Consider the following 24,853-nt stretch of genomic DNA (forward strand, 5'->3'; position numbering starts at 1 on the left):
GGTCGCAAATGCCTGCGGCTTATCCACATAGTCGACGCTTGCTATCCACCCCGTTGCATTCAGGCGGGCGTGGCGTAGAACTTGCTGTCGATTGCCAACGACGCGCCGCCAGAGCGCGCAACCGCCTAACCGCCGTGGGTGCCCCTGATGAGTAGCCATACACGCGAAATCCATATTCAACGCTTCGACCTCGAAGGCGCCTGCAGCTGGATGTCCGGCATCTGCGGGCCGCATCGCCTGGCGACGTCTACTCCTGAGCGCCTGCGTTTTCACCACAGCGCCAATGTGTTCAAGTCCCGCGCCACCACCTTGGGCGTGATCGAGTACGGCACTGACGTGACCATTGATATCGAAGATGCCGAGCACTTCAGCAGCTACAGCCTGAGCCTGCCCTTGGTGGGCGAGCAGGAATTGAGCAAGAACGGCGAGCGCTTGAGCTCCAACCGTGACCAAGGCGTGATTTTGTCGCCTAACGAGCATCAGGTACTGGCGATATCCGGTGATTGTCGCAAATTGCAGGTGGTGATTACGCGGGCGGCGATGAGTGAGTCGCTGGAAGGGTTGCTGCAACGGCCGATTGAAGCGCCACTGCGTTTTGAGTCGGTGATGGATGCCGTGGACGGCGCTTCTGCGTCGTGGTGGCGCATGGCGCGCTACTTTATTGCCGAGCTTGAGTGCAGCAGCGAGTTGTATGAGCAGGCGGCGTTTACGCGGGATCTGGAAAGCTCGTTGATCAAGGGTTTGATCCTGGCCCAGCCGAACAACTATTCAGAAGAATTGCGCGACGTGCTGGGTGTGAAGCTGCCGCATTACCTGATTCGGGCGCGGCAATACATCCATGACAACGCGCGCGAAGCCGTGCATTTAGAGGATCTGGAAGCCGCTGCCGGTGTGTCGCGGTTCAAGCTGTTTGATGCGTTTCGTAAATACTTTGCGCTGTCGCCGATGGCGTATTTGAAGAAGTACCGGCTGGGTGTCGTGCGCCAGGAAATCCTTGAGCACGGTTCAATCCGCACCATCTCCGAGATCGCGCTGGGCTGGGGCTTTACCCACTTGGGACGGTTTTCGGCGGAGTACCGCAAACTCTTCGATGAATCCCCCAGCCAAACCCTGCAACGCAAGCGCCTGCGCAGTCTCTGAAATCAAAGAGTATTCAAATGTGGGAGCTGGCTTGCCTGCGATAGCGGTGGACCCGTTGGCATCCTGGTTAACTGACCCACCGCTATCGCAGGCAAGCCAGCTCCCACAGGGGAATTGCGGTGTTTGGAGGGTTTCAGATCAACTCCTCAACCAACTGCAAACAATGACTCAGCCCTGGCGACTGATCATTCACTCGCCGGCTCAGGATAATCGGCGAGGTCGCAGTGGCTTCCACAATCGGCGTGTAGCCGATGTCCGCCCGGTGCAACACCTGCACCGAGGCCGGCACCAGCGTCACGCCCATTCCCGCGCCCACCAGCCCGATCGCCGTCTGCAACTCGTTGGTCCACTGCGCCACCTTGAGGCTCAAACCATGGGCGTCGAACAGCGCAATCACATGGTCGGCATAACTGGGGCGCGGGTTGCCGGGGTAGAGCACAAACGGCTCCGCGGCCAATTGCGCGAGGGTGGCGGGCGTGCCGAGCAACGGGTGGCCGGCGGGCAATACGGCCACCAGTCGGTCCTCCACCAGCACGCGCTGGACGATGGCCGGGTCGTCGATGCGAATGCGCCCGAAGCCCACATCAATACGCCCGGCCTTGAGTGCTTCGACTTGCTGCAAGGTGGTCATCTCCGACAAGCCCAACTCCAGCTCCAGCGCCTCATGGTTGCGCAGCCGCCGAATCAACTCCGGCAGCACGCCGTACAGGGTCGATGGCGCAAAGCCGATGCCCAGCCAGGTCTTTTCGCCCTGGCCAATGCGCCGCGTGGTGTCGCAGACCTTGGCCAGTTGTTCCAGCAGCACATTGGCGTGCTCATAGAAATACCGCCCGGCCTCGGTCAGCCGCAACGGGCGGCCGCGCTCCAGCAGAATCACGCCCAGTTCATCTTCCAGTTGCTGGATCTGCCGGCTCAATGGCGGCTGGGCGATGTGCAGGCGAACGGCGGCGCGGGTGAAGTTGAGGGTCTCACCCAGCACCTGGAAATAGCGCAGATGACGCAGTTCCATGACGGCTCCTTTCATACCTTGAGGGTATCGTGCGAGACCCATTCTATATTGGATGCCTCCAAGAATACGGCACAGAATCGGCTCAAATCTATAAAGAACCCAACGGGTATAGCCATGCCGATTTGCGCCATCGAGTCGATCGAGACCATCATCGTCGACCTCCCCACCATTCGCCCGCACAAGCTGGCGATGCACACCATGCAAAACCAGACGTTGGTGATCATCCGCCTGCGTTGCGCCGACGGCATCGAAGGTATCGGCGAGTCCACCACCATCGGCGGTTTGAGCTACGGCAACGAAAGCCCGGACAGCATCAAGGTCAACATTGACCGTCACTTCGCGCCGCTGCTGATCGGCCAGGACGCGAGCAATATCAACGCGGCCATGTTGCGCCTGGAGCGCAGCATTCGCGGCAATACCTTTGCCAAATCCGGCATCGAAAGCGCCTTGCTCGATGCACTGGGCAAACGCCTGAACCTGCCGGTGAGCGAACTGCTCGGCGGGCGTGTACGTGACGCCTTGCCGGTGGCCTGGACCTTGGCCAGCGGCAACACCGAACAGGACATCGCCGAGGCCGAAAAGATGCTCGACCTGCGCCGCCACCGTATCTTCAAGTTGAAGATCGGCGCCGGTGAGGTCAGCCGCGACCTGGCCCATGTGATCGCGATCAAAAAAGCCCTGGGCGAGCGCGCCAGCGTGCGTGTCGACGTCAACCAGGCCTGGGACGAAGCCGTGGCCCTGCGCGCCTGCAAGGTGCTGGGCGATAACGGCATCGACCTGATCGAGCAGCCGATTTCGCGCAATAACCGTGGCGGCATGGCCCGACTCAACTTGTCTAGCCCGGCGCCGATCATGGCGGATGAATCCATCGAATGTGTGGAGGACGCCTTCAACCTGGCCCGCGAAGGCGCGGCTTCAGTGTTCGCGCTCAAGATCGCCAAAAACGGCGGCCCACGTGCGGTGTTGCGCACCGCCGCGATTGCCGAGGCGGCGGGCATCGGCTTGTACGGCGGCACCATGCTCGAAGGCGGCATCGGCACATTGGCGTCGGCGCATGCCTTTCTTACGCTGAACACGCTGGCGTGGGGTACCGAACTGTTCGGCCCGCTGCTGCTCACCGAAGACATCCTCACCGAACCGCCGGTGTACCGCGATTTCGAGCTGCATGTCTCCACCGCACCGGGCCTGGGCCTGGCCATCGATGAAGAATGCTTGGCGTTCTTGCGTCGTGACACACACTAAGAGGCGCCTGCCATGTTGTTCCACGTAAAAATGACCGTGAACCTGCCGCTGGACATGAACCCCGAGCGCGCCGCCACCCTCAAGGCCGAGGAGAAAGCCCTGGCGCAGCGCCTGCAACAGGAGGGCAAATGGCGCCACTTGTGGCGAATCGCCGGGCACTACGCCAACTACAGCGTGTTCGACGTCGACAGCGTGCAAGACCTGCACGACCTGCTGATGCAACTGCCGCTTTTTCCCTACATGGCCATCGAAGTGAACGCCCTGTGCCGCCACCCTTCGTCGATCCATGAGGACGACCGTTAAGCCTGTTTTGCACCCAATAATTACAAGATGAGGACTGCACCATGTTCATCCGACTGTCCCAGACTGCCCATGCCCAGGCGTTTCTCGAAGAAGCCAGCGGCAACCATAACGACGGCGGCAACCCGCGCACCAAGGCGCTGATCTACCGGATCCTGCGCGATACGGTAAACATCATCGAAGACCTGGAAGTGACCCCGGAAGAGTTCTGGAAGGCGGTCAATTACCTCAATGAATTGGGTAAAAATCAGGAGGCGGGTTTGCTGGCTGCCGGCTTGGGCCTGGAGCATTACCTGGACTTGCTGATGGACGCTGCGGACGAAGAGGCCGGCAAATCCGGCGGTACGCCACGCACCATCGAAGGCCCGCTGTACGTGGCCGGCGCGCCGCTGAGCCAATACGAAGCGCGGCTGGACGATGGCAAGGACGACGCAGTGCCGCTGTTTATGCGCGGGCAAGTGCGCGACACCGATGGCAAGCCGTTGGCGGGTGCGATTGTGGATGTGTGGCAGGCCAACACGGGTGGCACCTATTCGTGGTTTGACCCAACGCAATCGGAGTTCAACCTGCGTCGGCGCATTGAGACCGATGCCCAGGGCAACTACCGGTTCCGCAGCATCGTGCCGTCGGGCTACGGTTGCCCGCCGACCGGGCCGACTCAGCAGTTGCTCGACCAGTTGGGTCGCCACGGGCAGCGGCCGGCGCATATTCACTTCTTCATCTCGGCACCGGGGCACCGGCACCTCACCACGCAGATCAACCTGTCGGACGACCCGTACCTGCATGATGATTTTGCCTACGCGACGCGCGATGAGTTGATCGCCGAGATTCGCTTTAGTGACGATCAGCAATTGGCGCGGGAGTTTGGGGTGCAAGGGCGGTTTGCGCAGATTGATTTTGACTTTGAGTTGCAACTGGCAGATGCGCCGGTAGAGCAAAAACGCATGCAGCGAGTCCGCGCCCTCGAAGACTGATTAAACGCGGTCAAAAAAATGTGGGAGCTGGCTTGTTGTGGCGAGCAAGCTTGCTTGCGCTGGGGTGCGAAGCGCCCCCAAAAAGCCGGCTCCAGCTGCGCTGTCGTACGGGAGCAAGCTCCCTCGCCACAACAAGCCAGCTCCCACAGGGTTTGTAGTGTTGCGGTTATTTGCGCACCACCAAGTCCAGCACCTCATCCCGGTCCTTGATCTTCTGCAACACAATCTCCGAACGAATATCCATCACCCCGGCCGTGCGATTCAGGTGGTTCACGATAAAGTCGGAAAAGTGCTTGAGGTTGCGCGCCTGCACGCGCAACACATAGTTGCTGGCGCCGGTGATCACATAGGCACTGGCCACCTCTGGCCAGCCTTGAACCTTCTTGATAAAGGTCTCGTGCCAGTCCTCCACATCCTGGCGCAACGACAGGTGCACGATGGCCTCCAGTTCAATCCCCAACTGTTCGGCATTCAACACGGCGCGGTAGCCGCTGATGATTCCTTCGCTCTCCAGCAGGCGCAAACGGCGCAGGCAGGCGGAGGGCGAGAGGGCGACTTTTTCCGCCAGTTCCTGGTTACTGATGCGCCCATCCTGTTGCAAAAAATGCAGGAGGCGCAGGTCGGTGGCGTCGAGAATCATGCTTAGAATAAATCCGCGTGTTTTGGGGTTAAATTCGAATTTCCTACAGCTTAATTAGCCTGTTACCCACCACTTTGCACGAAAATTCTCTAAAACTTCGTTCATTATTTGGTCCATCTTTACTTATAAAAATCAGGACGACCCATGACCACCCGAAGCCACTGCCAAGCCCTCGACGCCCAGGACCCGCTGGCGCCACTGCGTCAGCAGTTTGCCTTGCCCGCAGGCGTGATCTACCTCGACGGCAACTCCCTTGGTGCCCGCCCGGTGGCGGCGTTGGCGCGCGCCCAGCAGGTGATCGCCGAGGAGTGGGGCAATGGCTTGATTCGCAGTTGGAACAGCGCTGGTTGGGCGGATTTGTCCCAACGCCTGGGTAACCGCTTGGCGCCGCTGATCGGCGCGCGTGACGGTGAAGTGGTGATCACTGATACCACCTCGATCAACCTGTTCAAGGTGCTCAGCGCCGCCTTGAGTGTTCAGCGCCAACGCGAGCCTGCACGCAAGGTGATTGTCAGCGAGGCGAGTAACTTTCCCACCGATCTGTACATCGCCGAAGGCCTGACCGAGTTGCTGCAACAGGGCTATTCCCTGCGGCTGGTCAACAGCCCGGACGAACTGCCCCAAGCCATCGACCAGGACGTGGCGGTGGTGATGCTCACCCACGTCAATTACAAGACCGGCTACATGTACGACATGCAGGCGCTCACCGCCTTGAGCCACGAATGTGGCGCGCTGAGCATCTGGGACCTGGCGCATTCGGCGGGCGCGGTGCCCATTGATCTGCATCAAGCCAGTGCCGACTATGCGATTGGCTGCACCTACAAGTACCTGAATGGCGGGCCGGGTTCGCAGGCGTTTGTGTGGGTCAACCCGGCCTTGGTGGATGTGGTGCGCCAGCCGCTATCGGGTTGGTTTGGCCACACGCGCCAGTTCGCCATGGAAGCTCACTACGCGCCAAGCGCCGGCATCGCGCGTTACCTGTGCGGCACCCAACCGATCACGTCGTTGGCGATGGTCGAATGCGGCCTGGAGATTTTTGCCCAGACCGACATGGCCAGCCTGCGCAGCAAATCCCTGGCCTTGACCGACCTGTTTATCGCGCTGGTCGAAGCCCGTTGCGCCGCCCACGGCCTGGTGCTGATTACGCCGCGTGAGCATGCCAAGCGCGGCAGTCACGTGAGTTTCGAACACCCTGAAGGTTATGCGGTGATCCAGGCCTTGATCGCCCGTGGCGTGATCGGCGATTACCGTGAGCCGCGCATCATGCGCTTTGGGTTTACGCCGTTGTACACAAGCTTTACCGAGGTATTTGATGCTGTAGAGATCCTTGGCGAAATCCTCGATAACGCCACCTGGGACCAGCCGCAATTCAAAGTGCGCAACAGCGTCACCTAAGTACAACACGAATCAAAATGTGGGAGCTGGCAAGCCCTAATGCCAGTCAGCTAAAAGCTAGAACTGACAACCAGCGACCTGTGGCGAGGGAGCTTGCTCCCGCTGGGGCGCGAAGCGGCCCCAAAAATGGGACTGCTACGCAGTCCAACGGGAGCAAGCTCCCTCGCCACAACAAGCCAGCTCCCACAAGGTTCAGCGCCAGCCATAACCATCACAATAATAAAGGGGCACGCCACGTGACCACGCCAGACAACGGCTTTGCAGAGATCACCCATCGCGAACTGGGCCTGAGGCGCCAGCTCACTTCCGGCCAGATGAGCATGATCGCCATCGGTGGCGCCATCGGCACCGGGCTGTTCATGGGCAGCGCCTACGCCATCGGTTATGCCGGGCCGAGTGTGCTGGTGAGTTACGCCATCGGCGCGTTGATCACCTTATTACTGATGGGCTGCCTGGCGGAGATGACCGTGGCGCACTCCACCTCGGGCTCGTTCGGCGCCTATGCCGAGTTCTACATCAGCCCGCTGGCCGGGTTTCTGGTGCGTTATGCCTACTGGGCGGCGATTGTGCTGGCAGTGGGCGCCGAGGTCACGGCGGTGGCGATGTACATGAAGTACTGGTTCGCCAACGTGCCGGAGTGGGTGTGGATCGTGTCGTTTTCCAGTGTGCTGATTTTGCTCAATGCCATCAGCGTAAAGACCTTCGGCAACTTCGAATACTGGTTCTCGACCATCAAGATCACCGCGATCGTGGGCTTCATCATCCTCGCGGTGTACGTGGTGTTCGGCTCCGGTAACCCTGACTATGGCGTGCAGAACTACACGGCCCACGACGGGTTTTTTCCGCATGGGTTGAGCGGCATGTGGATCGCGGTGATCGTGTCGATCTTCAGTTATCTAAGCGTGGAAATGATCGCGGTGGCCGCCGGTGAAGCCGCCGACCCCGAGCAGGCGGTGAAGAAAGCCTTTCGCGCCACCATCGTGCGGTTGGTGGTGTTTTACCTGCTGACGCTCGCGCTGATGCTTGCCATCGTGCCGTGGAACCAGGCCGGCCAGACCCAGAGCCCGTTTGTCACGGTGATGCAGACCATCGGCATTCCCGGCGCCACCGGGGTGATGAACTTCGTGATCCTGATCGCGGCGTTGTCGGCGATGAACAGCCAGCTCTATATCACCACGCGCATGATGTTCAGCCTGTCGCGTGCAGGTTTTGCGCCCAAGTCCATGGGTGCCTTGAGCAAGAGCGGCATTCCGCTGAATGCGTTGCTGCTGTCCAGCTCCGGGATTGCCCTGGCGACCTTACTGAACGTGGTGTACCCGGAAAGCTCGTTCACCTTGATGATGGCGATTTCGATGTTTGGCGCGATCTTCACATGGTTCATGATCTTCCTCACGCACCTGTTTTTCCGCCGTTATCGCAAGCGCCATGGCGGGCCGAAGCTGTCGTTCCAGCTGCGCCTGTTTCCCTACAGCACACTGCTGGGCCTGGTGCTGATGGGGGCGGTGATGATCACCACGTACTTCACCGAGGCATTCAAGATGACGCTGGTGTTTGGCGTGCCATTTCTGCTGATTCTGTCGGCGGTGTATTACGGGTTTTTCCGCAAGGGCAGGGCCAAGGCGTCGAACAAGGCTTTGGCGTAACCCGGTAATTGCTCGAAGGAGCGGGCGCATAACAGCAGTTTGCGGCAGGCCCAATCTTCGCTCAGTGGTTGGGCCTTAAGGCGATTTTCCATTGGCCAGCGCTCCAAGGCGGCCTGGGGCACGATACCCAGGCCGGCGCCGCCGGCGACCATGCGGATCAGCCCATCAAAACCCTCGGCGCGAATGCGGGTTTGCAGGCGAAAGCCTGCGTGCAGCGCCTGTTCTTCCAGGTACACCGAGAGGGCGCTGTGGGCGGTCAGGCCGACGTAATCGTATTGCAGGCTGTCGATGAAATTCGCCGTCGCCAACGGATGATCGAGGGGCATGATCAGCACCAGCGGGTCATCGCGAAACGGCAGGGTCTGCAAGCCGTGGGTGTCCACCGCATCGGAGATAATCCCCAGGTCTGCTGTGCCCTGGCGCAAGGCTTGGGTAATGCGCAGGCTCGGCAGCTCTTGCAGGTCGATATCGAGGTTGGGGTGTTCGCGCAGAAAATCCGCCAGCAACTCCGGCAGGTATTCGCTCAGGGCGGTGGTGTTGCACAGCAAGCGCACCTGGCCTTTGATGCCCTTGGCGTATTCGGCCAGGTCTTGTTGCAGGTGCTCGGCCTGTTGCAACAGCAGGCGGGCGTGACGGGCCAAGGCTTTGCCGGCGGGTGTCGGGGTGACGCCACGACGGTTACGTTCGAGTAGCTCGATGCCCAGTGATGCTTCCATCGCGCGGATGCGCGCGCTGGCGGCGGCCAGGGACAAGTGGCTGCGCGCCGCGCCGGCGGTGATGTTGCCGGTGTCGAGGGTGTGCAGGTAGAGGCGCAGGTCGATCAGGTCAAAGTGCATGGCTGAGGGTTCTCGAGTGACTTCACTGGCCTTATCGCTGGCAAGCCAGCTCCCACCTTTTGCTTTGTGAACACAGTGAAATGTGGGAGCTGGCTTGCCTGCGATAGCTATTCCAGCCTCACACAAAACAAGAGGCTGCCTCAGTATATGGCGAATTTCCATAATCGCTTTAACGCCACACAATTACCCCCATGACTACCTTCCTGACGTTCTACCAAAACCTCGGCCCAGCCCTGACCCTGCTGGTAATCGGCACCTTCCTGCTGGCCGGCACGGTCAAAGGCGTGATCGGCCTGGGCCTGCCCACCGTGGCCATGGGCATGCTCGGCCTGGCTATGCTCCCGGCGCAGGCTGCTGCTTTACTGATCATCCCTTCAACGGTCACCAACCTCTGGCAACTGGCCTTCGGCGGCCACTTGAGCGCCTTGCTCAAGCGCTTATGGCCAATGCTGCTGCTGATTGTCCTCGGCACCGGGCTCGGCACTTTGTGGCTGGGCATGGACGGCGGGCACTGGGTGGTGCGCGCATTAGGCGGCGCCTTGCTGCTGTACGCGTTAAGTGGCTTGTTCTTGCCGACCTTCAAGGTGAAACCTCGAACCGAGCGTTGGCTTGGCCCGTTGTGCGGTCTGGTCACCGGCCTTATCACTTCGGCTACGGGTGTGTTCGTGATTCCGGCCGTGCCCTATCTGCAAGCCCTGGGTTTGAACCGCGATCAGTTGGTGCAGGCGCTGGGGCTGGCGTTCACCGCTTCCACACTGGCGTTGGCCGCTGCGCTGACTTGGCGTGGCACATTGGGCGGTGGCGAAGTCAGCGCCTCGTTGCTGGCACTGGTGCCCGCACTGTTGGGCATGTGGTTGGGCCAGGTGGTGCGCCAGCGCATCAGTGCGGTGCTGTTCAAGCGGGTGTTCTTTATCGGCATGGCGCTGCTGGGCAGCCATCTGCTGGTTGGCGGTTAAAGCAATAGTTGGCTTGTTATTCGTGCGTTTTGGTCAAATGTATTTTGCCGCATTGCGGCTTATTCCAAGGGTTGAATGTCGATAGCCTGCCGGCAGCCATTTTTAACCCTTTGGAATCCCTCCCATGAAAAAAGTCCTCCTGCTCAACGGCGGCAAAAAATTCGCCCACTCTGACGGCCGCTATAACAGCACCTTGCACGACGCCGCCGTGGCCGTGCTCGACCGTGCCGGTATCGACGTCAAAGTCACCCATATCGACGAAGGCTACGACGTGGCCGAAGAAGTCGCCAAGTTCCTCTGGGCCGATGTGATCATCTACCAGATGCCCGGCTGGTGGATGGGTGCGCCGTGGATCGTCAAGAAGTACATCGACGAAGTCTTCACCGAAGGCCACGGCAGCCTGTACGCGAGCGATGGCCGCACCCGTTCGGATGCGTCGCAGAAATACGGCAGCGGCGGCCTGATCCAGGGCAAGCAATACATGCTGTCGCTGACCTGGAACGCACCGCAGCAAGCCTTCGACGACCCTGCCGACTTCTTCGAAGCCAAAGGCGTGGACGCTGTGTACTTCCCGTTCCACAAGGCCAACGAGTTCCTCGGCATGACCGGCCTGCCGACCTTCCTGTGTGTGGACGTGATGAAACGCCCGGCCATCGAGGCCGACGTGGCGCGCTACGAGCAGCATCTGGCGCAGGTGTTCAATTTCTCGGTGTAAGCTGCCTGCAACCGATAAAGAGGACAGCCTGTGAAAGCCCGATCCGATGAGCTACAGATCTTCGTCAGCGTGATTGAGTGCGGCTCGATTTCGGCGGCTGCGGAGCAGGTCGGGCAGACGCCGTCGGCGGTCAGCCGCACCTTGTCGCGCCTGGAAGCCAAGCTCGACACCACGCTGATCAACCGCACCACGCGGCGCATGGACCTGACCGAAGAGGGCAAGTATTTTTTCGAACAGGCCAAGGTGATCCTGGCGCAGATGGACGAGTTGGAAGAGCGCCTGTCGTCGCGCCAGAAGAACCCTTCCGGGCGCCTGCGCATCAATGCGGCCGTGCCGTTCATGCTGCATGGGATCGTGCCGTACATTGCCGAGTTTCGCAGCCTCTACCCGGATATCCAGCTGGAATTGAACAGCGACGACCTGATCATCGACCTGCTGGAGCAAAGCACCGACATTGCCATTCGTATCGGCGCCCTGGCCGACTCGACCCTGCATGCACGCGCACTGGGCTGCACACCGCTGCACATCCTCGCCAGCCCCGACTACCTCAAGCAGTTCGGCACGCCGAAGACGGTGGCCGAGTTGGCCGACCATACGCTGCTGGGCTTTACCCAGACCGAGACACTCAACCACTGGCCGCTGCGCCACGTGGAAGGCGACCGCTGGCTGATCCAGCCGAGCATTGCCGCTTCCAGTGGTGAAACCGTGCGTCAATTGGCGCTGGAAGGGCAGGGCATTTGCTGCCTGTCGAACTTCATGACCATCGCCGACATCGACGCCGGGCGCCTGGTGCCGGTACTGGAAGCCTTCAACAGCGGCTATCGCCAGCCGATCCACGCGGTGTTCTACCGTAACTCGCAGTTGGCGTTGCGCATCCAGTGCTTCCTGGATTTCATTCAAACCAAGCTTGTGCGGTATGCCTGCTGATTCGTGACCTGTGCGCAAGATTGAATTGGGCAACATGGGCTTATTCGGCGCAAATGACTGCTTGATACTGGGCCCATCACTTACCCAGTCAGGAGCAACCTCCATGAACGTATTCGTCACCGGCGCAGCAGGTTTTATCGGCGGCTCCATCGCCACCGGCCTGGTCAAGGCCGGCCACACTGTCACCGGCCTGGTGCGCAGCGCCGAGCAAGCGGCTGAAATGACGGCCCTGGGTATTACGCCCGTGATCGGCACATTGGATGACGCTGACGTGTTGACCGCGCAGGCTTCTAAAGCTGATGCGGTGATCAATGCCGCCAGCAGCGACCATCGCGCTGCCGTCGAAACCTTGCTGGCCGCCTTGAAAGGCTCGAACAAGCCGTTCCTGCACACCAGCGGTTCGAGCATTGTCGGTGATGCGTCGGGCGGCAAAGCCAGCGATGTCATCTACGTTGAAGACAACCTGCCGGAGCCGACCGTCGACAAGGCCGCGCGCGTGGCCATCGACAACCTGATCCTGGCAGCCGCCAAAAACGGCGTGAACTCGGCAGTCATCTGCAACACCCTGATCTACGGCCACAGCCTGGGCGTGAAACGTGACAGCGTGCAATTGCCGCGCTTGCTCAAGCAAGCACGCAAAAGTGGTGTGGTGCGGCATGTGGGCTCTGGCCAGAACATCTGGTCCAACGTGCACATTGAAGATGTGGTGGCCCTGTATCTGCTGGCGCTGACCAAGAACGTCCCGGGCACCTTCTACTTTGTGGAAAGCAGCGAAGCGGCGTTTGTCGACATGACCACCGCGATTGCCCAGGCACTGAACCTGGGTGAGCCGCAGGACTGGCCATTGGCCGAGGCTGAGGCCGAGTGGGGCTATGAAATGGCCAACTATGGCCTGGGTTCCAACAGCCGGGTGCGTGGCAAACATGCGCGTGAATTGCTGGGCTGGGCGCCGAAGCGCACGTCGGTGGTGGAGTGGATTCGTCACGAGATGGTGTGATGTTCGCTTAGTACCGCGGCGCTGCCATCGCAGGCAAGCCAGCTCCCACATTTTGAATTGCGAATACATTCAAGTGTGGGAGCTGGCTTGCCTGCGATGAAGGCGACTCGGTTCATGTGTTGTTACACTTCACTGGCCCCACCCGCCGCAATTCCGTACCATCCCCCGCCATATCCCTCGCTACTCCCTGGTACCTCATGAACCTCACCCGTCTGCGCGCCGACGCCCTGGCCGGCCTCACCACGTCTTTCGCGCTGCTGCCCGAATGCATCGCCTTTGCCCTGGTGGCTCACCTCAACCCGCTGATGGGCCTCTACGGCGCCTTTATCATCTGCACGCTCACCGCCTTGTTCGGCGGCCGGCCGGGCATGGTCTCGGGCGCGGCGGGTTCGATGGCAGTGGTGATCGTGGCGCTGGTGGTGCAACACGGCGTGGAGTATCTGCTCGCAACGGTGCTGCTGGGCGGGCTGATCATGGTTGCGTTTGGCCTGTTACGCCTGGGCAAACTGGTGCGCATGGTGCCGCACTCGGTGATGCTCGGGTTCGTCAACGGCCTGGCGATCATCATTGCGCTGGCACAGTTGGAGCATTTCAAAAGCGGTGAAACCTGGCTGAGCGGCACGCCGTTGTACGTGATGACCGGGCTGGTGGCGGTAACCATGGCGATTGTCTACCTGCTGCCACGCCTGACCCGCGCCGTGCCGCCCGCGCTGGTGGCGATTTTGGGCGTGGGCCTTGCGGTGTACTTGTTGGGTTTGCCAACCCGTACGTTGGGCGACATGGCCCACATCGCCGGCGGCCTGCCGACCTTCGCGTTGCCACAAATCCCGTGGAGCCTGGAAACCCTCGGCATCATCGCGCCTTACGCGTTCCTGATGGCGATGGTCGGCCTGCTGGAAACCCTGCTGACCCTGAACCTCACCGACGAAATCACCGAAACCCGTGGTTACCCCGACCGCGAAAGCGTGGCCTTGGGCGCGGCGAATATGGTCTCGGGCCTGTTTGGTGGCATGGGCGGTTGCGCGATGATCGGGCAAACCGTGATCAATTTAAGTTCCGGCGGGCGCGGGCGTTTCTCCGGGGTGTTTGCTGGGGTGATGATCCTGTTGTTCATTCTGTTTCTGTCGCCGCTGATCGAGCGCATTCCGCTGGCGGCGCTGGTTGGCGTGATGTTCGTGGTGTCCCAGCAGACCTTTGCCTGGGCGTCGCTGCGGGTGATCAACAAGGTGCCGGTCAACGACGTGCTGGTGATTATTGCGGTAACGGTGATTACCGTATTCACCGACCTGGCCACTGCCGTGTTGTGCGGCATCGTGATTGCGGCGCTGAACTTCGCCTGGCAACAGGCCCGCGAGCTGTATGCCGATGAGCATCTGGAAGCCGATGGCAGCAAGTTGTATCGCCTGCACGGCACGCTGTTCTTTGCCTCGACCACGCCGTTTTTGAACCAGTTCGACCCGGCCAACGACCCGGCCCAGGTGACGCTCGATTGCCGTCACCTGAGCTTTGTCGACTACTCAGCCATTGCTGCGCTGATGACCCTGCGCGAGCGCTACACCAAGGCCGGCAAGCACTTGCGGGTGCTGCATTTGTCGGAGCGCTGCAAGAAGCTGCTCAAGCGCGCGAAGGTTCATCACGACTGACGATCACGGCCCGACCAGGTCTTCCAGCTCCTGGGCGCGGGTCTGGGTCATGTCCAGCAGGCAGCCGGAGCCATTGACCTGATCAATGGTGCCGCCGGTGGCTGAGCCCGCAAAGCCGCAATTGGCGTCGCGGAATTTGATCCACAGGCGCTGAACGTCCTGCAATTGCTGTTTACGTGCTCCTTCCTGGGCGGATAGGGCCGTTTTATAGGCCTTGTTCAGGCGCTCATCCTGCACCTTGGCTTCCTTGGCGTTGCAATTGACCATGTCGGCGGTGGTGTTGGCGCCGTCCATGCATTTCTTCAAGGCCGCGTTGTCGCTGGCCGAGGCGCTGCCGCAAAAGGCCAGCAGCAGTGCGCTGGCGGCGAAAGGAACAAGCAGGGTCTTGCGCTTCATTCTTGGTTTTCCTGGTTGTGGATAGGCCTGTCATCTGAGACTCGGCCCTGGCAACTGAGTTTCCGCACGCAAAAAACTTCATGTAAGAACACCCCCCGGATTTTCATCGGCTGGCGTTGGGCATGTCCCAAAGCGACAGCGCTTATCTGTGGGCGAAAATTACTTTCATAAAAATTGAAAATTAAACCCGGTAATGATTTATGAGTTTCACAACCAATTCGACGTGACCCTTTCCAAGGAGTACCGCATGGCCGCACCACTGGGCTTTGGGCTGTTGGCATACGCTGCCATCGCCATCATTGCATTGATCGTGCTGATTGCACGTTACCGACTCAACCCGTTTATCGTCATCACGTTGGTGTCTATCGGCCTGGCCTTGATGGCCGGCATGCCGGCCGACACCATCATGGGCTCGTACGAGGCGGGCGTCGGCAAGACCCTTGGGCATATCGCCCTGGTGGTGGCGTTGGGCACCATGCTTGGCAAGATGATGGCCGAATCCGGCGGTGCCGAGCAGGTGGCGCGCACGCTGATCAACCGTTTCGGCGAGCGCAACGCGCATTGGGCGATGGTGTGTATCGCGTTCCTGGTGGGGCTGCCGCTGTTTTTCGAGGTCGGTTTTGTGTTGCTGGTGCCGATCGCCTTTACCGTGGCGCGGCGTGTGGGCGTGTCGATCCTGATGGTCGGCTTGCCGATGGTCGCCGGTCTGTCGGTGGTACACGCGCTGGTGCCGCCACACCCGGCGGCGATGATGGCGGTGCTGGCGTATAACGCCTCGGTGGGGCAGACCGTGCTGTATGCGATTCTGATCGGCATTCCTACGGCGATCATCGCCGGCCCCGTGTATGCCAAGTTCATCGTGCCGCGCATCCACTTGCCGGCGGAAAACCCGTTGGAACGCCAGTTTATCGAGCGCGAGCCGCGTACACGTTTGCCAAGTTTCGCCCTGACCATGGGCACCATCTTGCTTCCGGTGGTGCTGATGATGATCGGCGGTTGGGCCAACGTGATTTCCACTCCGGGCACTGGTTTCAATCAATTCTTGCTGTTTATCGGCAACTCGGTGATTGCGCTGCTGGTCGCCACGCTGGTGAGCTTCTGGACCTTGGGCCTGGCCCAGGGCTTCAACCGCGAATCGATCCTCAAGTTCACCAATGAATGCCTGGCGCCGACCGCCAGCATCACCTTGCTGGTGGGCGCGGGCGGCGGTTTGAACCGCATCCTGGTGGACGCGGGCGTGACCAATGAGATTCTTGGTCTGGCGCATGCCTTCCACCTGTCGCCGCTGGTGATGGGCTGGCTGTTTGCCGCGTTGATGCGCATCGCCACCGGCTCGGCCACTGTGGCCATGACCACCGCCTCCGGTGTGGTCGCGCCCGTCGCCATGGGCCTGGGTTATCCACACCCGGAATTGTTGGTGCTGGCGACCGGCGCGGGCTCGGTGATCTTTTCCCACGTCAACGACGGTGGCTTCTGGCTGATCAAGGAATACTTCAATATGACGGTGATCCAGACCTTCAAGACCTGGACCGTGTTGGAGACTTTGATTTCGGTGGTCGCGTTTGGTCTGACTTACGGCCTGTCTCTCATTTTATAAGCCTTGTTTTATAAGGCTCGTTTTATAAGCCTCATTGTGTAAGCCGGAGCCGCCATGGACATCCTCTACCAGATCCGCGCCCGTCAGGATTCGTTCAGCGCCGGTGAAGGCCGTATCGCCAAGCTGATGCTCGATGATGTGGGCTTTGCCGCGTCGGCCAGCCTGGAAGCGTTGTCGCAACGGGCCGAGGTCAGCACGGCAACCTTGTCGCGTTTTGCCCGCAGCGTCGGTTGCCGCGATTTACGTGATTTGCGCCTGCAACTGGCCCAGGCCAGTGGCGTGGGCAGTCGCTTCCTCGACCCGGCCGGGTTGCCGGAGCAGTCGGCCTTTCACCGGCAGATTCTGGGCGATATCGAAGCGACGTTGCGTCAGCACCTGTCGGGGTTTAACCAGGCCAGTTTTGTTGATGCGGTCGGCCTGTTGGGTAAGGCGCGGATGATTCACGCGTTCGGCATGGGCGGCCCATCGAGCCTGTGCAGCGACGAATTGCAGGTACGCCTGGTGCGCCTGGGCTACCCGATTGCCGCCAGCCACGACCCGGTGATGATGCGGGTCACGGCGGCCACTTTAGGCCCGGAGCAGGTGCTGATCGTGTGCTCGCTCACTGGGCTGACGCCAGAGCTGCTGGACGTGGTGAAGCTAGCACGTAGCTACGATGCGCCCATCATCGCCATCACCCTGGCCGGCTCACCCTTGGCCGAGTTGGCGGACGTCTTACTGCCGCTGCAACCGGCCGAAACCAGTTTTATCTACAAGCCCACCGCGGCGCGCTACGGCATGCTGTTGGCCATCGACCTGCTCGCCACCGAGCTGGCGCTGGCCCTGCCGGACGACAACCAGGAACGCCTGCGCCGGATCAAGCTGGCCCTCGACGATTATCGCGGCGGCCCTGACAGCCTGCCGCTTGGAGACTGATATGAAGTACGACACGCTGATCCGCCAGGCGCTGATCATTGATGGCAGCAACACGCCGTGCTATGTCGCCGATGTGGGGCTGCGCGCCGGGCGCATCGAGACGATCGGCGATTTGTCGAACGCAACCGGCGAGCATGAAGTCGATGCCAATGGCCGCGTGCTGGCGCCGGGTTTTATCGACGTGCACACCCACGATGACACGGTGGTGATCCGCCACCCGCAGATGCTGCCCAAGCTCAGCCAGGGCGTGACCACGGTGATTGTCGGCAACTGCGGCATCAGCGCATCGCCGGTGAGTTTACGTAGCGATCCGCCGGACCCGATGAACCTTTTGGGCACGCGTGAGGCGTTCACTTACCCTCGTTTTGCCGATTACCGCGCCGCCGTGGAAAGTGCCCATCCGGCAGTCAACGTTGCCGCACTGATCGGCCACACCGCCCTGCGCAGCAACCATATGGACGACCTGCACCGCACCGCCACGCCCGACGAAATTGCCGCCATGCGCGTGCAGTTGCAGGAGAGCCTGCAGGCGGGTGCCCTCGGTTTATCCACAGGCCTGGCCTACGCCAGCGCGTTCAATGCCGAGACCGATGAAGTGCTGCAACTCAGTGAAGAACTCACGGCGTTTGGTGCGGTGTACACCACGCATTTGCGCAGTGAATTCGAACCGGTACTGGAGGCGATGGACGAGGCGTTTCTGATTGGCCGACATGCGCAGGCACCGGTGATCATTTCCCACCTCAAGTGTGCCGGTGCGGGCAATTGGGGGCGCAGTCCGCAACTGTTGGCATCATTGGAATTGGCCGCAAAAAACCATCCGGTCGGGTGTGATTGCTATCCCTATGCTGCCAGCTCGTCGACGCTGGATTTGAAGCAGGTCACCGACGCGTTTCGTATCACTATTACCTGGTCAACACCGCACCCGGAGGTCGGTGGGCGCGACTTGCAGGACATCGCTGCCGAATGGGACGTTTCGCTGATGGATGCGGCACGTCGCCTGCAACCGGCAGGGGCGGTGTACTACGGAATGGATGAGGCGGATGTACGGCGTATTCTTGCGCATCCGTTGTCGATGGTGGGGTCGGATGGTTTGCCCGAAGACCCGTTTCCCCATCCACGTTTGTGGGGCGCGTTTCCACGGGTGCTGGGGCACTTCAGCCGGGATGTGGGGTTGTTTCCACTGCACACGGCGGTGCACAAGATGACCGGGTTGTCGGCGGCGCGTTTTGGGCTGGCCGAGCGTGGAGAGATTCGTGAAGGACACTGGGCCGACCTGGTGTTGTTCGACCCGTTGCGCGTGCGTGATGTGGCGGATTTCAAAGAACCGCAACGCGCCGCCGAGGGCATTGATGGCGTGTGGGTCAATGGCGTGCTGAGCTACAGCGATGGGCAGGCCAATGGTCAGCGGCCGGGGCGATTCCTCGCGCGCAATGGGGATTTGCGTGGCGGGTTTTCGTCTCTATAGTGGGCGCATTCATACACGGAGCGGTTGCCATGCACTTAGGAAAAGTCACCCCGATTTTGCGGATCTTCGACGAGGCCAAGGCGTTGGAGTTCTACGTCGACTTCCTGGGGTTCAAGGTTGACTGGCAGCACCGTTTCGAGGCGAATTTCCCGTTGTATCTGCAAGTGTCGCTGGGCGAGTGCGTGCTGCATTTGTCCGAGCACCATGGCGATGCTTCGCCGGGCTCGGCAGTGCGGATTCAGGCGCAAGGCGTGGACGGCTACCAGCGGCAGTTACTGGCCAAGGACTACCGGTATGCCAAACCTGGGGTTGAAGAAACGCCTTGGGGCTCGCGGGAGATGAGCATCAAGGACCCGTTTGGGAATCGGCTGGTGTTTGTTGAGGAAGGCGAGGGCTGAGGGCCAAGGGACTCAAGGCAAGCCGAGTATGTCTAAGTTTGCCTGTGGCGAGGGAGCTTGCTCCCGTTGGGCTGCGCAGCAGCCCCAAGGCATTCGCTGCGCTCCCGATGTAAAATATCGATCAACTTCAGTAGGGGCCGCTGCGCGACCCAGCGGGAGCAAGCTCCCTCGCCACAGAGTTTGTGCGTAGTCAGCGTTGGGTTTTTACACCCGGAAATGACTGACCATCTGCTGCAACTGGCTGCCCAAACGCGCCAGTTCCACGCTCGATTTAGCCGTCTCGTCACTCGCAGTAGCCGTCTGCTCCGACACATCGCGCACGTTCACAATGCTGCGGCTGATCTCTTCAGCCACGGCGCTCTGCTGCTCGGCGGCCGCTGCAATCTGCTGGTTCATCGACTGGATATTCGACACGGTACGCGTGATGTTTTCCAGCGATACACCGGCCTTGCGCGTCAGCTCGACGCTGCTATCGGTAAGGCTGCGGCTGTTGTTCATCACCGTAGCCACTTGCTGGGTGCCGTTTTGCAAACCGGCGACCAGGCCTTCGATTTCTTCGGTGGATTTTTGTGTGCGCTGGGCCAGGCCACGCACTTCGTCAGCCACCACGGCAAAGCCACGACCGGCTTCACCGGCGCGCGCCGCTTCAATCGCCGCGTTGAGCGCCAACAGGTTGGTCTGCTCGGCCACGGCCTTGATCACGTCCATCACGCTGCCGATCTTGTTGCTCTCTTGTTGCAGGTGCGTCATGGCGTCGGTGGAGCGCGCCACTTCGGCGGCCAGGCGTTCGATCTGGGCGATGGCCTCGGCCACCACTTTGTCGCCGGCACGGGCTTGGCCATCGGCGTCGGCAGCGGCCAGGGACGCTTGCTCGGCGTTGCGCGCGACTTCCTGCACGGTGGCAGTCATCTCATGCATTGCGGTGGCGACTTGATCGGTTTCGATCTTCTGGCTGTTCACGCCGGCACTGGTCTGCTCGGTCACGGCCGAGAGTTCTTCGGCGGCGCTGGCGATCTGGGTTACGCCGTCACGGATGCCGCTGATCAGCTCGCGCAGGGTGGTGCCCATGCGCTGGATACCTTGCTGCAATACGCCGAGTTCATCGCGGCGGGTCACCTGGATGTTGTGGCTCAGGTCACCGGAAGCGATGCGTTCCACCACGGCCAGGGTGTCCTGGATCGGGCGAGTGATCTGGCGGGTAATGACCAGGGCAGCGATGATGCCGACCAGCAATGCCAGCAAGGTGCTGATCAATTGCAGGCTGCGGGCCTGGGTGCTTTCGGCGTCGCGGCGATCGAGCTGAATGTCGTACAGCTTGTCGCTGATGGTGACGATATCGGCGCCCTGGGTGGTCATTTCGGCACGGGCGCTGACGATGTTGGCGTTGGCGGCCTTGTAGCTCTGTACGGCGCTGCGATAGGCACCGAGTGCGGTTTCCAGCGCAGTCAGTGCGCTTTGTTGGCTGGTGCCAAACGCGGCGCTGAGGCTTTTCAAACCGGCGATGGCTTTTTCGATTTGTGCAGCGGCGCGGGCTTCGGTTTCTGCGCTGGGGGAGTTGGTGTAGCCCCGCACTTCATAACGGGCCAGTTGGAACTCTTCCTTGGCGTGCGTCACGGCCTGGTACTGGGTGAAGCGCTCCGGGCTGTCGGGCGCTTGCTGCACGCCAGTCTCCAGTGCGTCGATCTGCCCGTTGGCGATATCGGCCTTGTCGCCCATCACTTGGCGCGCGGCATTGCCGTTACGGTAGGCCTCACGCATTTTGTTCAGCGACTGCTGGTAAGCCGTGATAACGGCTTTCTGGTCGGTGAGCAGCTTGAGGTTTTCCGGGCTCTTGAAGCTGTCCAGCAGTTTCTGTTGCTGGGCGGCGAAGGCGTCGAGGCTGGTCTGGACGTTCTGTGCCACGGCTTCGTCGCCATTGGCGAGCATGTATTGCAGGCGCACGATGCGCAGCTTGGTCAGGGACGCGTTGAGCTGGGTGATGTCGCTCATCCAGTTGCTACGGTCAATCAAGCCGCCCAGGCTGGTCCAGCCGGTCAGGGCCAGGATCGAGGTGAGGACCAGCACCAGGCCAAAGCCCAGGCCGAGTTTGAGGTTGACGCTGATGTTGCCGAACCAGCTATTCATCGAATGCTCCGCAAGAATGATGTGTGTCTGCTGGACGGTGTTGTTGTTTGAGCCAGCCAAAGTTTGTACGGGGGTATCGGCGGCAGGCGATGATTCTGAAATACATTTCTTACGGGTGCGACGAAGGGTCGCCATTGCCTGGCAGCAACGGCGGCCCAGCAGGCTCCCAGCAGGCTTATAGTGCGGTAGCGGGCACCACGGTGAGTCTGAGGCACGACGCGGCATCCGTGCTCAGGTGCACAGTGTTGCGTGCCACCCTTGAATGGTGGGCCTGGCCAGAAGGCTCACCACTGTTGGGGTTGACGTCAAACCTGGGGAAGTTGCTGCTGGCAATATCCAGGCGCAGTCGATGGCCGCGCTTGAACAGGTTGCAGGTGGCGAAGGGTTCGATCGTGACCTTTACCCGTTTGCCCGGTGTCAGCGTCGTCGGCTGCTCCCAAGAGTCTCGATAACGACAACGGCGGATGCCGTCGGTGATGTTCATCGCAAAACCATCGGGGTAGTCGGCACTGGGCGGGTACAGGTCAATCAGCTTGGCGGTGAAGTCGGTATCGGGTGCATCGCTGTCTATCCATAACTCGATCTGTACATCACCTGCGACAATCAAGTCTTCAATCAGCGGCTCGGTAAGGAAGCTCAGCACATCTTTGCGCTCGCTCAGGGGGCGGTTGTCGCCACGGGTGCCGAAAAAGTCGGCACGCTCACGTTGGTCGAAAGCGCCGCCGACGAAAATGGGAGCGCCGGAGGTCAGCGCACCGCCGAGGGTCGGGACCGGACAGGCCGGGTCGGCGAGGTAGCTCAAGCACGCGTCGGTAGCGTCTGGTGCAGCGCCGCTCAGTTGCCCTTGAGCCGTCAGGTAGAGCGTCTGCACCTGGCTGCCTGGCAGCGGCCATTGCGTCGATTGCAGCCAGCGTCCGCCGTGTTGCAGCCGGCCGTCAGGGTCACGTCGGCCGCTGCCGCCACCCATCAGAAATACCTGCACGCTAGCCTTTGGCGCGTGAGGCGAGGGTTTGAGCGATTGTTCGAACCACGCCAGGCGACAGCTCAGCCAGTTCTGATCGACCTGGCCATCGAATGCTGCCTGCGGCCCGAACTCGATGTCGCCGCTGTGGCTGATATTGCGGTCACCGTGCAGCCATGGGCCCATCACCAGCCGCTGCTGGGCCGAGGTGTTTTGCCTGAAGGCGCTGTAGTTGGCCAGGGTGGAGCTGACATAGGCGTCATACCAGCTGGACATGAACAACACTGGAATATCCGGCAGTTGCCGATAATAGCCCTCGGCATAGATGCCGGATGTGCGCCAGTACTCACTGAACGAGCCCTGGGCCCACTGCTCCAGCACGTAGGTCTCGTATTCCGGCACATGGCGTAAAGGTGACTGGCCCGGTTGCCAGGGCATCCGCGTAAACCAATGATGGATATCTTCCTGCTCCAGCGCTTGGCGAACCTGTGGATCGGCCAGGGCTGTTGGGCTTTCCTTGGCCTGGCGAAAGGCCCAGGTGGCCTGCTTGAGTTCGAACGCGCCACCCTGGCGAATCCCGCACTGGTAGGCGTTGGCGAAGCCGCCGCTGTCGAGCACCATGCTGCTCAAGCCCGGTGGGTGCAGGCAGGCCATCGCCAACTGGGTATGGGCTGCGTAAGACAGGCCCATGCTGCCGATCTTGCCGTTGCACCACGGCTGGCGGACGATCCAGGCAAGCGTGTCGAAACCGTCCTCGCCCTCGGCGGTGTATTTAGTAAACACGCCTTCAGAGGCATAGCGGCCCCGGCAGTCCTGAAAGATTGCGACAAAGCCTTGGTCGGTAAAGCGTGCCGCCATCTGTTCTCGGGAGATGTGCTGGCCGTCGAGTTGTTTTTCCGAGCGAGAGGGTTTGCTCTTGTCGTAGGGCGTGCGTTCAATGACCACCGGGAAAGGGCCGCAGCTGCCTGTCGGCAAATAGATATCGGTGGCCAGGTGGATGCCATCACGCATCGGGATCATGTGGTTGTGCAGGGTTTGCATGGGGAAAACACTCATCGACTCAGTACCCGCTCGTGACCGCGATGGCCAGCAACACCATCGCCAGTACGGCGTAGATCAGAAACAGCGGCAGGATGTAGCGTGCCCATTGGCCCCAACCGACATTGGCGGTGGCCAGTAACACCAGCAAGCCACTGGAGGTTGGGGTGATCATGTTGGTCAGGCCATTGCCCATCAGAAACGCGAATACAGTGGTCTGCGGGCTCACGCCGGAGAGTTGGCCCAGCGGGCCGAAGATCGGCATGGTCACCGCCGCCTGGCCCGAGGTGGACGGGATCAACACGTCCAGCCCCAGTTGTGCGAAGAACATGCCGTAGGCCGACACAATCGGGCCGTGGTCGCCTACCAGGTTGGCCAGCGTGTGGACGATGGTGTCGAGCACTTGGCCAGTACTGAGGATGATCTCCACGGCGGTGGCGAGGCCGATCAGCACGCCGGCAATCAGCACTTTCTTCATGCCATCGACAAAGGCACTGGCGGCGACACTCGCACCTAGCCCGGCTATCACACTGAATGCCACCGTCAGCAACAGGTAAAACGCCGACAGCTCGTGGTATTTCCAGCCCCAGCGGTTGGAGGCGTAGACCAGAAAACCGATGCCGCTCAGCAGCACAATAAGGTTGATCAAATGGCGCGTGGGCAAGGGTTTATGTTCGAACGTAATCTGCGCTGTCGCATCGAAACCGTGCTTGCGGATACTCCACAGTACGAAGGCGATCCCCACCAGCAGGAAGCTGCAGTAGGCCAGTACGCGCATGCTTAAACCGCTGAATATCGGCAGCCCGACCATCGGCTGAGCGACGGACAGCGCCACGGGATTGGAGATTGACGCGAGGTAGCCGATCTTCACCGAGATCGTGACGATAGCCAGCCCGATCAGGTTCGACAGCCCCAGCCGGTTGGCCATGGCGACCATCAGCGGCACGATCAGAATAAACTCTTTGGCCAGGCCCATGAACGTGCTGCCCGCCGAGAACACCAGCATCAGGCTCGGCACCAGCACGTAGATGTTGCCGCGGGTCAGGCCCAGTAAACGCTCCAGTCCGGCGTCGATCACCCCGGCCTTGTTCAGTACGCCAAACATGCCGCCGATGAACAGCACCATGAAGATCAGCGCTGCACGTTTCTCGATGCCTTGGGGGATGGCCATGAAACCTTCGACCAGCGACACCGGGCGGGCCACGGTATCGCCGGCCTTGCGTGGCTCCAGCGCGAACAGTTGGCCAAGGCTGTCGTGTTTCTCCAGTACCTGATAAGAGCCGGGTACGACCAGCCCGTTCTGGCGCTCGAACTTGCCCGAGTTCACGGCGTAGGTGAAGGCCACGGCGAGCAAGACGATGCTCAGCAGGATGATGGCCGGGTTGATCTGTTTGCGTTGCGTGGGTTTTTCCACCGCCGCCGCTGTGGAGAAATGCTGTGATTCGCTCATGCTGGCTGCCCCGGCGTTTGCCGTTGTTGTTATGGGGGAGTGACGCGTGTGGAGCGGACACTAGGGCAAAGTTTTGGCGGCGACAACGTTAT

Annotated in this window: 22 protein-coding genes and 1 pseudogene; 15 read left to right on the top strand and 8 right to left on the bottom strand. The window is 60.8% G+C overall.

Features of this window, described 5'->3' with window-relative positions; translation table 11 throughout:
• Positions 1-147: 147 nt before the first annotated feature.
• Positions 148-1,140: an AraC family transcriptional regulator gene (locus P5706_RS05170; protein ID WP_138813856.1), complete on the top strand. Its 993-nt coding sequence runs from the start codon at positions 148-150 to the stop codon at positions 1,138-1,140.
• A 133-nt stretch (positions 1,141-1,273) separates the two neighbouring features.
• On the opposite strand, the gene P5706_RS05175 is transcribed toward P5706_RS05170, so the two are convergent.
• Positions 1,274-2,149, bottom strand: a complete 876-nt coding sequence (locus tag P5706_RS05175) for a LysR family transcriptional regulator (protein WP_285678689.1) — start codon at positions 2,147-2,149, stop codon at positions 1,274-1,276.
• Positions 2,150-2,263: 114 nt separating this feature from the next.
• Here P5706_RS05175 and P5706_RS05180 point away from each other — a divergent pair, with 114 nt between their 5' ends.
• Genes P5706_RS05180 through catA form a run of 3 tightly spaced genes read left to right on the top strand, consistent with a single transcriptional unit; the run spans position 2,264 to position 4,665 of the window.
• Entirely contained in the window at positions 2,264-3,391 is a 1,128-nt protein-coding gene (locus P5706_RS05180) for a muconate cycloisomerase family protein (protein ID WP_285678690.1), read from the top strand.
• 12 nt (positions 3,392-3,403) lie between these two features.
• Positions 3,404-3,694 (top strand): muconolactone Delta-isomerase, encoded by a 291-nt coding sequence (gene catC / locus P5706_RS05185; RefSeq protein WP_017137960.1) that lies wholly within the window; start codon positions 3,404-3,406, stop codon positions 3,692-3,694.
• A 41-nt stretch (positions 3,695-3,735) separates the two neighbouring features.
• Positions 3,736-4,665, top strand: a complete 930-nt coding sequence (gene catA, locus P5706_RS05190) for a catechol 1,2-dioxygenase (protein WP_285678691.1) — start codon at positions 3,736-3,738, stop codon at positions 4,663-4,665.
• Positions 4,666-4,831: 166 nt separating this feature from the next.
• Here the strand turns inward: catA and P5706_RS05195 are convergent, their stop codons facing one another.
• The gene (locus P5706_RS05195; protein WP_003176072.1) at positions 4,832-5,305 is read right to left on the bottom strand and encodes an Lrp/AsnC family transcriptional regulator; all 474 of its coding nucleotides are present in this window, start codon (positions 5,303-5,305) and stop codon (positions 4,832-4,834) included.
• Positions 5,306-5,449: 144 nt separating this feature from the next.
• On the opposite strand from P5706_RS05195, the gene kynU reads away from it, so the two are divergent.
• Entirely contained in the window at positions 5,450-6,700 is a 1,251-nt protein-coding gene (kynU, locus tag P5706_RS05200) for a kynureninase (RefSeq protein WP_285678692.1), read from the top strand.
• A 236-nt stretch (positions 6,701-6,936) separates the two neighbouring features.
• Positions 6,937-8,343: an amino acid permease gene (locus P5706_RS05205; protein ID WP_200432521.1), complete on the top strand. Its 1,407-nt coding sequence runs from the start codon at positions 6,937-6,939 to the stop codon at positions 8,341-8,343.
• On the opposite strand, the gene P5706_RS05210 is transcribed toward P5706_RS05205, so the two are convergent.
• The gene (locus P5706_RS05210; protein WP_200432522.1) at positions 8,289-9,179 is read right to left on the bottom strand and encodes a LysR family transcriptional regulator; all 891 of its coding nucleotides are present in this window, start codon (positions 9,177-9,179) and stop codon (positions 8,289-8,291) included. The two genes, P5706_RS05205 and P5706_RS05210, sit on opposite strands and share 55 nt — an antisense overlap.
• A 191-nt stretch (positions 9,180-9,370) precedes the next feature.
• Between P5706_RS05210 and P5706_RS05215 the strand changes: the two genes are divergently transcribed.
• From P5706_RS05215 to P5706_RS05235, 5 genes are all read left to right on the top strand, one after another.
• Positions 9,371-10,135: a sulfite exporter TauE/SafE family protein gene (locus P5706_RS05215; RefSeq protein ID WP_285678693.1), complete on the top strand. Its 765-nt coding sequence runs from the start codon at positions 9,371-9,373 to the stop codon at positions 10,133-10,135.
• 124 nt (positions 10,136-10,259) lie between these two features.
• On the top strand, positions 10,260-10,850 hold the full coding sequence (mdaB, locus tag P5706_RS05220; RefSeq protein ID WP_200432524.1) for an NADPH:quinone oxidoreductase MdaB: 591 nt from the start codon (positions 10,260-10,262) through the stop codon (positions 10,848-10,850).
• A 30-nt stretch (positions 10,851-10,880) separates the two neighbouring features.
• Complete coding sequence (locus P5706_RS05225) at positions 10,881-11,777, top strand: LysR family transcriptional regulator (protein ID WP_285678694.1); 897 nt, start codon at positions 10,881-10,883, stop codon at positions 11,775-11,777.
• Positions 11,778-11,880: 103 nt separating this feature from the next.
• Complete coding sequence (locus P5706_RS05230) at positions 11,881-12,774, top strand: NAD-dependent epimerase/dehydratase family protein (RefSeq protein ID WP_285678695.1); 894 nt, start codon at positions 11,881-11,883, stop codon at positions 12,772-12,774.
• A 197-nt stretch (positions 12,775-12,971) separates the two neighbouring features.
• Positions 12,972-14,417 (top strand): SulP family inorganic anion transporter, encoded by a 1,446-nt coding sequence (locus P5706_RS05235; RefSeq protein WP_285678696.1) that lies wholly within the window; start codon positions 12,972-12,974, stop codon positions 14,415-14,417.
• 3 nt (positions 14,418-14,420) lie between these two features.
• On the opposite strand, the gene P5706_RS05240 is transcribed toward P5706_RS05235, so the two are convergent.
• The gene (locus tag P5706_RS05240; RefSeq protein WP_285678697.1) at positions 14,421-14,813 is read right to left on the bottom strand and encodes a lysozyme inhibitor LprI family protein; all 393 of its coding nucleotides are present in this window, start codon (positions 14,811-14,813) and stop codon (positions 14,421-14,423) included.
• A gap of 247 nt (positions 14,814-15,060) precedes the next feature.
• Between P5706_RS05240 and P5706_RS05245 the strand changes: the two genes are divergently transcribed.
• The 4 genes from P5706_RS05245 to P5706_RS05260 are packed head-to-tail and all read left to right on the top strand — an operon-like array spanning position 15,061 to position 19,188.
• Entirely contained in the window at positions 15,061-16,410 is a 1,350-nt protein-coding gene (locus tag P5706_RS05245; protein ID WP_285678698.1) for a GntT/GntP/DsdX family permease, read from the top strand.
• A 54-nt stretch (positions 16,411-16,464) separates the two neighbouring features.
• Positions 16,465-17,325, top strand: a complete 861-nt coding sequence (locus tag P5706_RS05250) for a MurR/RpiR family transcriptional regulator (protein WP_285678699.1) — start codon at positions 16,465-16,467, stop codon at positions 17,323-17,325.
• 1 nt (position 17,326) lies between these two features.
• Complete coding sequence (locus P5706_RS05255; protein WP_285678700.1) at positions 17,327-18,790, top strand: N-acyl-D-amino-acid deacylase family protein; 1,464 nt, start codon at positions 17,327-17,329, stop codon at positions 18,788-18,790.
• Between the two features lie 29 nt (positions 18,791-18,819).
• Positions 18,820-19,188, top strand: a complete 369-nt coding sequence (locus P5706_RS05260; RefSeq protein ID WP_200432532.1) for a glyoxalase superfamily protein — start codon at positions 18,820-18,822, stop codon at positions 19,186-19,188.
• 204 nt (positions 19,189-19,392) lie between these two features.
• Here the strand turns inward: P5706_RS05260 and P5706_RS37120 are convergent, their stop codons facing one another.
• The 4 genes and pseudogenes from P5706_RS37120 to P5706_RS05275 form a co-directional block, all read right to left on the bottom strand.
• Positions 19,393-20,256 (bottom strand): methyl-accepting chemotaxis protein, encoded by an 864-nt coding sequence (locus P5706_RS37120; RefSeq protein WP_371317720.1) that lies wholly within the window; start codon positions 20,254-20,256, stop codon positions 19,393-19,395.
• Positions 20,248-21,537, bottom strand: a pseudogene (locus P5706_RS37125) (methyl-accepting chemotaxis protein); the annotation flags it as partial. The pseudogene P5706_RS37125 and the gene P5706_RS37120, both read right to left, overlap by 9 nt.
• Positions 21,488-23,314: a CocE/NonD family hydrolase gene (locus P5706_RS05270; RefSeq protein ID WP_285682645.1), complete on the bottom strand. Its 1,827-nt coding sequence runs from the start codon at positions 23,312-23,314 to the stop codon at positions 21,488-21,490. The pseudogene P5706_RS37125 and the gene P5706_RS05270, both read right to left, overlap by 50 nt.
• Positions 23,315-23,333: 19 nt before the next feature.
• Positions 23,334-24,761, bottom strand: a complete 1,428-nt coding sequence (locus P5706_RS05275) for a YfcC family protein (RefSeq protein ID WP_285678702.1) — start codon at positions 24,759-24,761, stop codon at positions 23,334-23,336.
• Positions 24,762-24,853: the final 92 nt, after the last annotated feature.

Source organism: Pseudomonas sp. ChxA (genome assembly GCF_030263855.1).
In the GTDB taxonomy this organism is placed as follows: Bacteria; Pseudomonadota; Gammaproteobacteria; order Pseudomonadales; family Pseudomonadaceae; genus Aquipseudomonas; species Aquipseudomonas fluorescens_CB.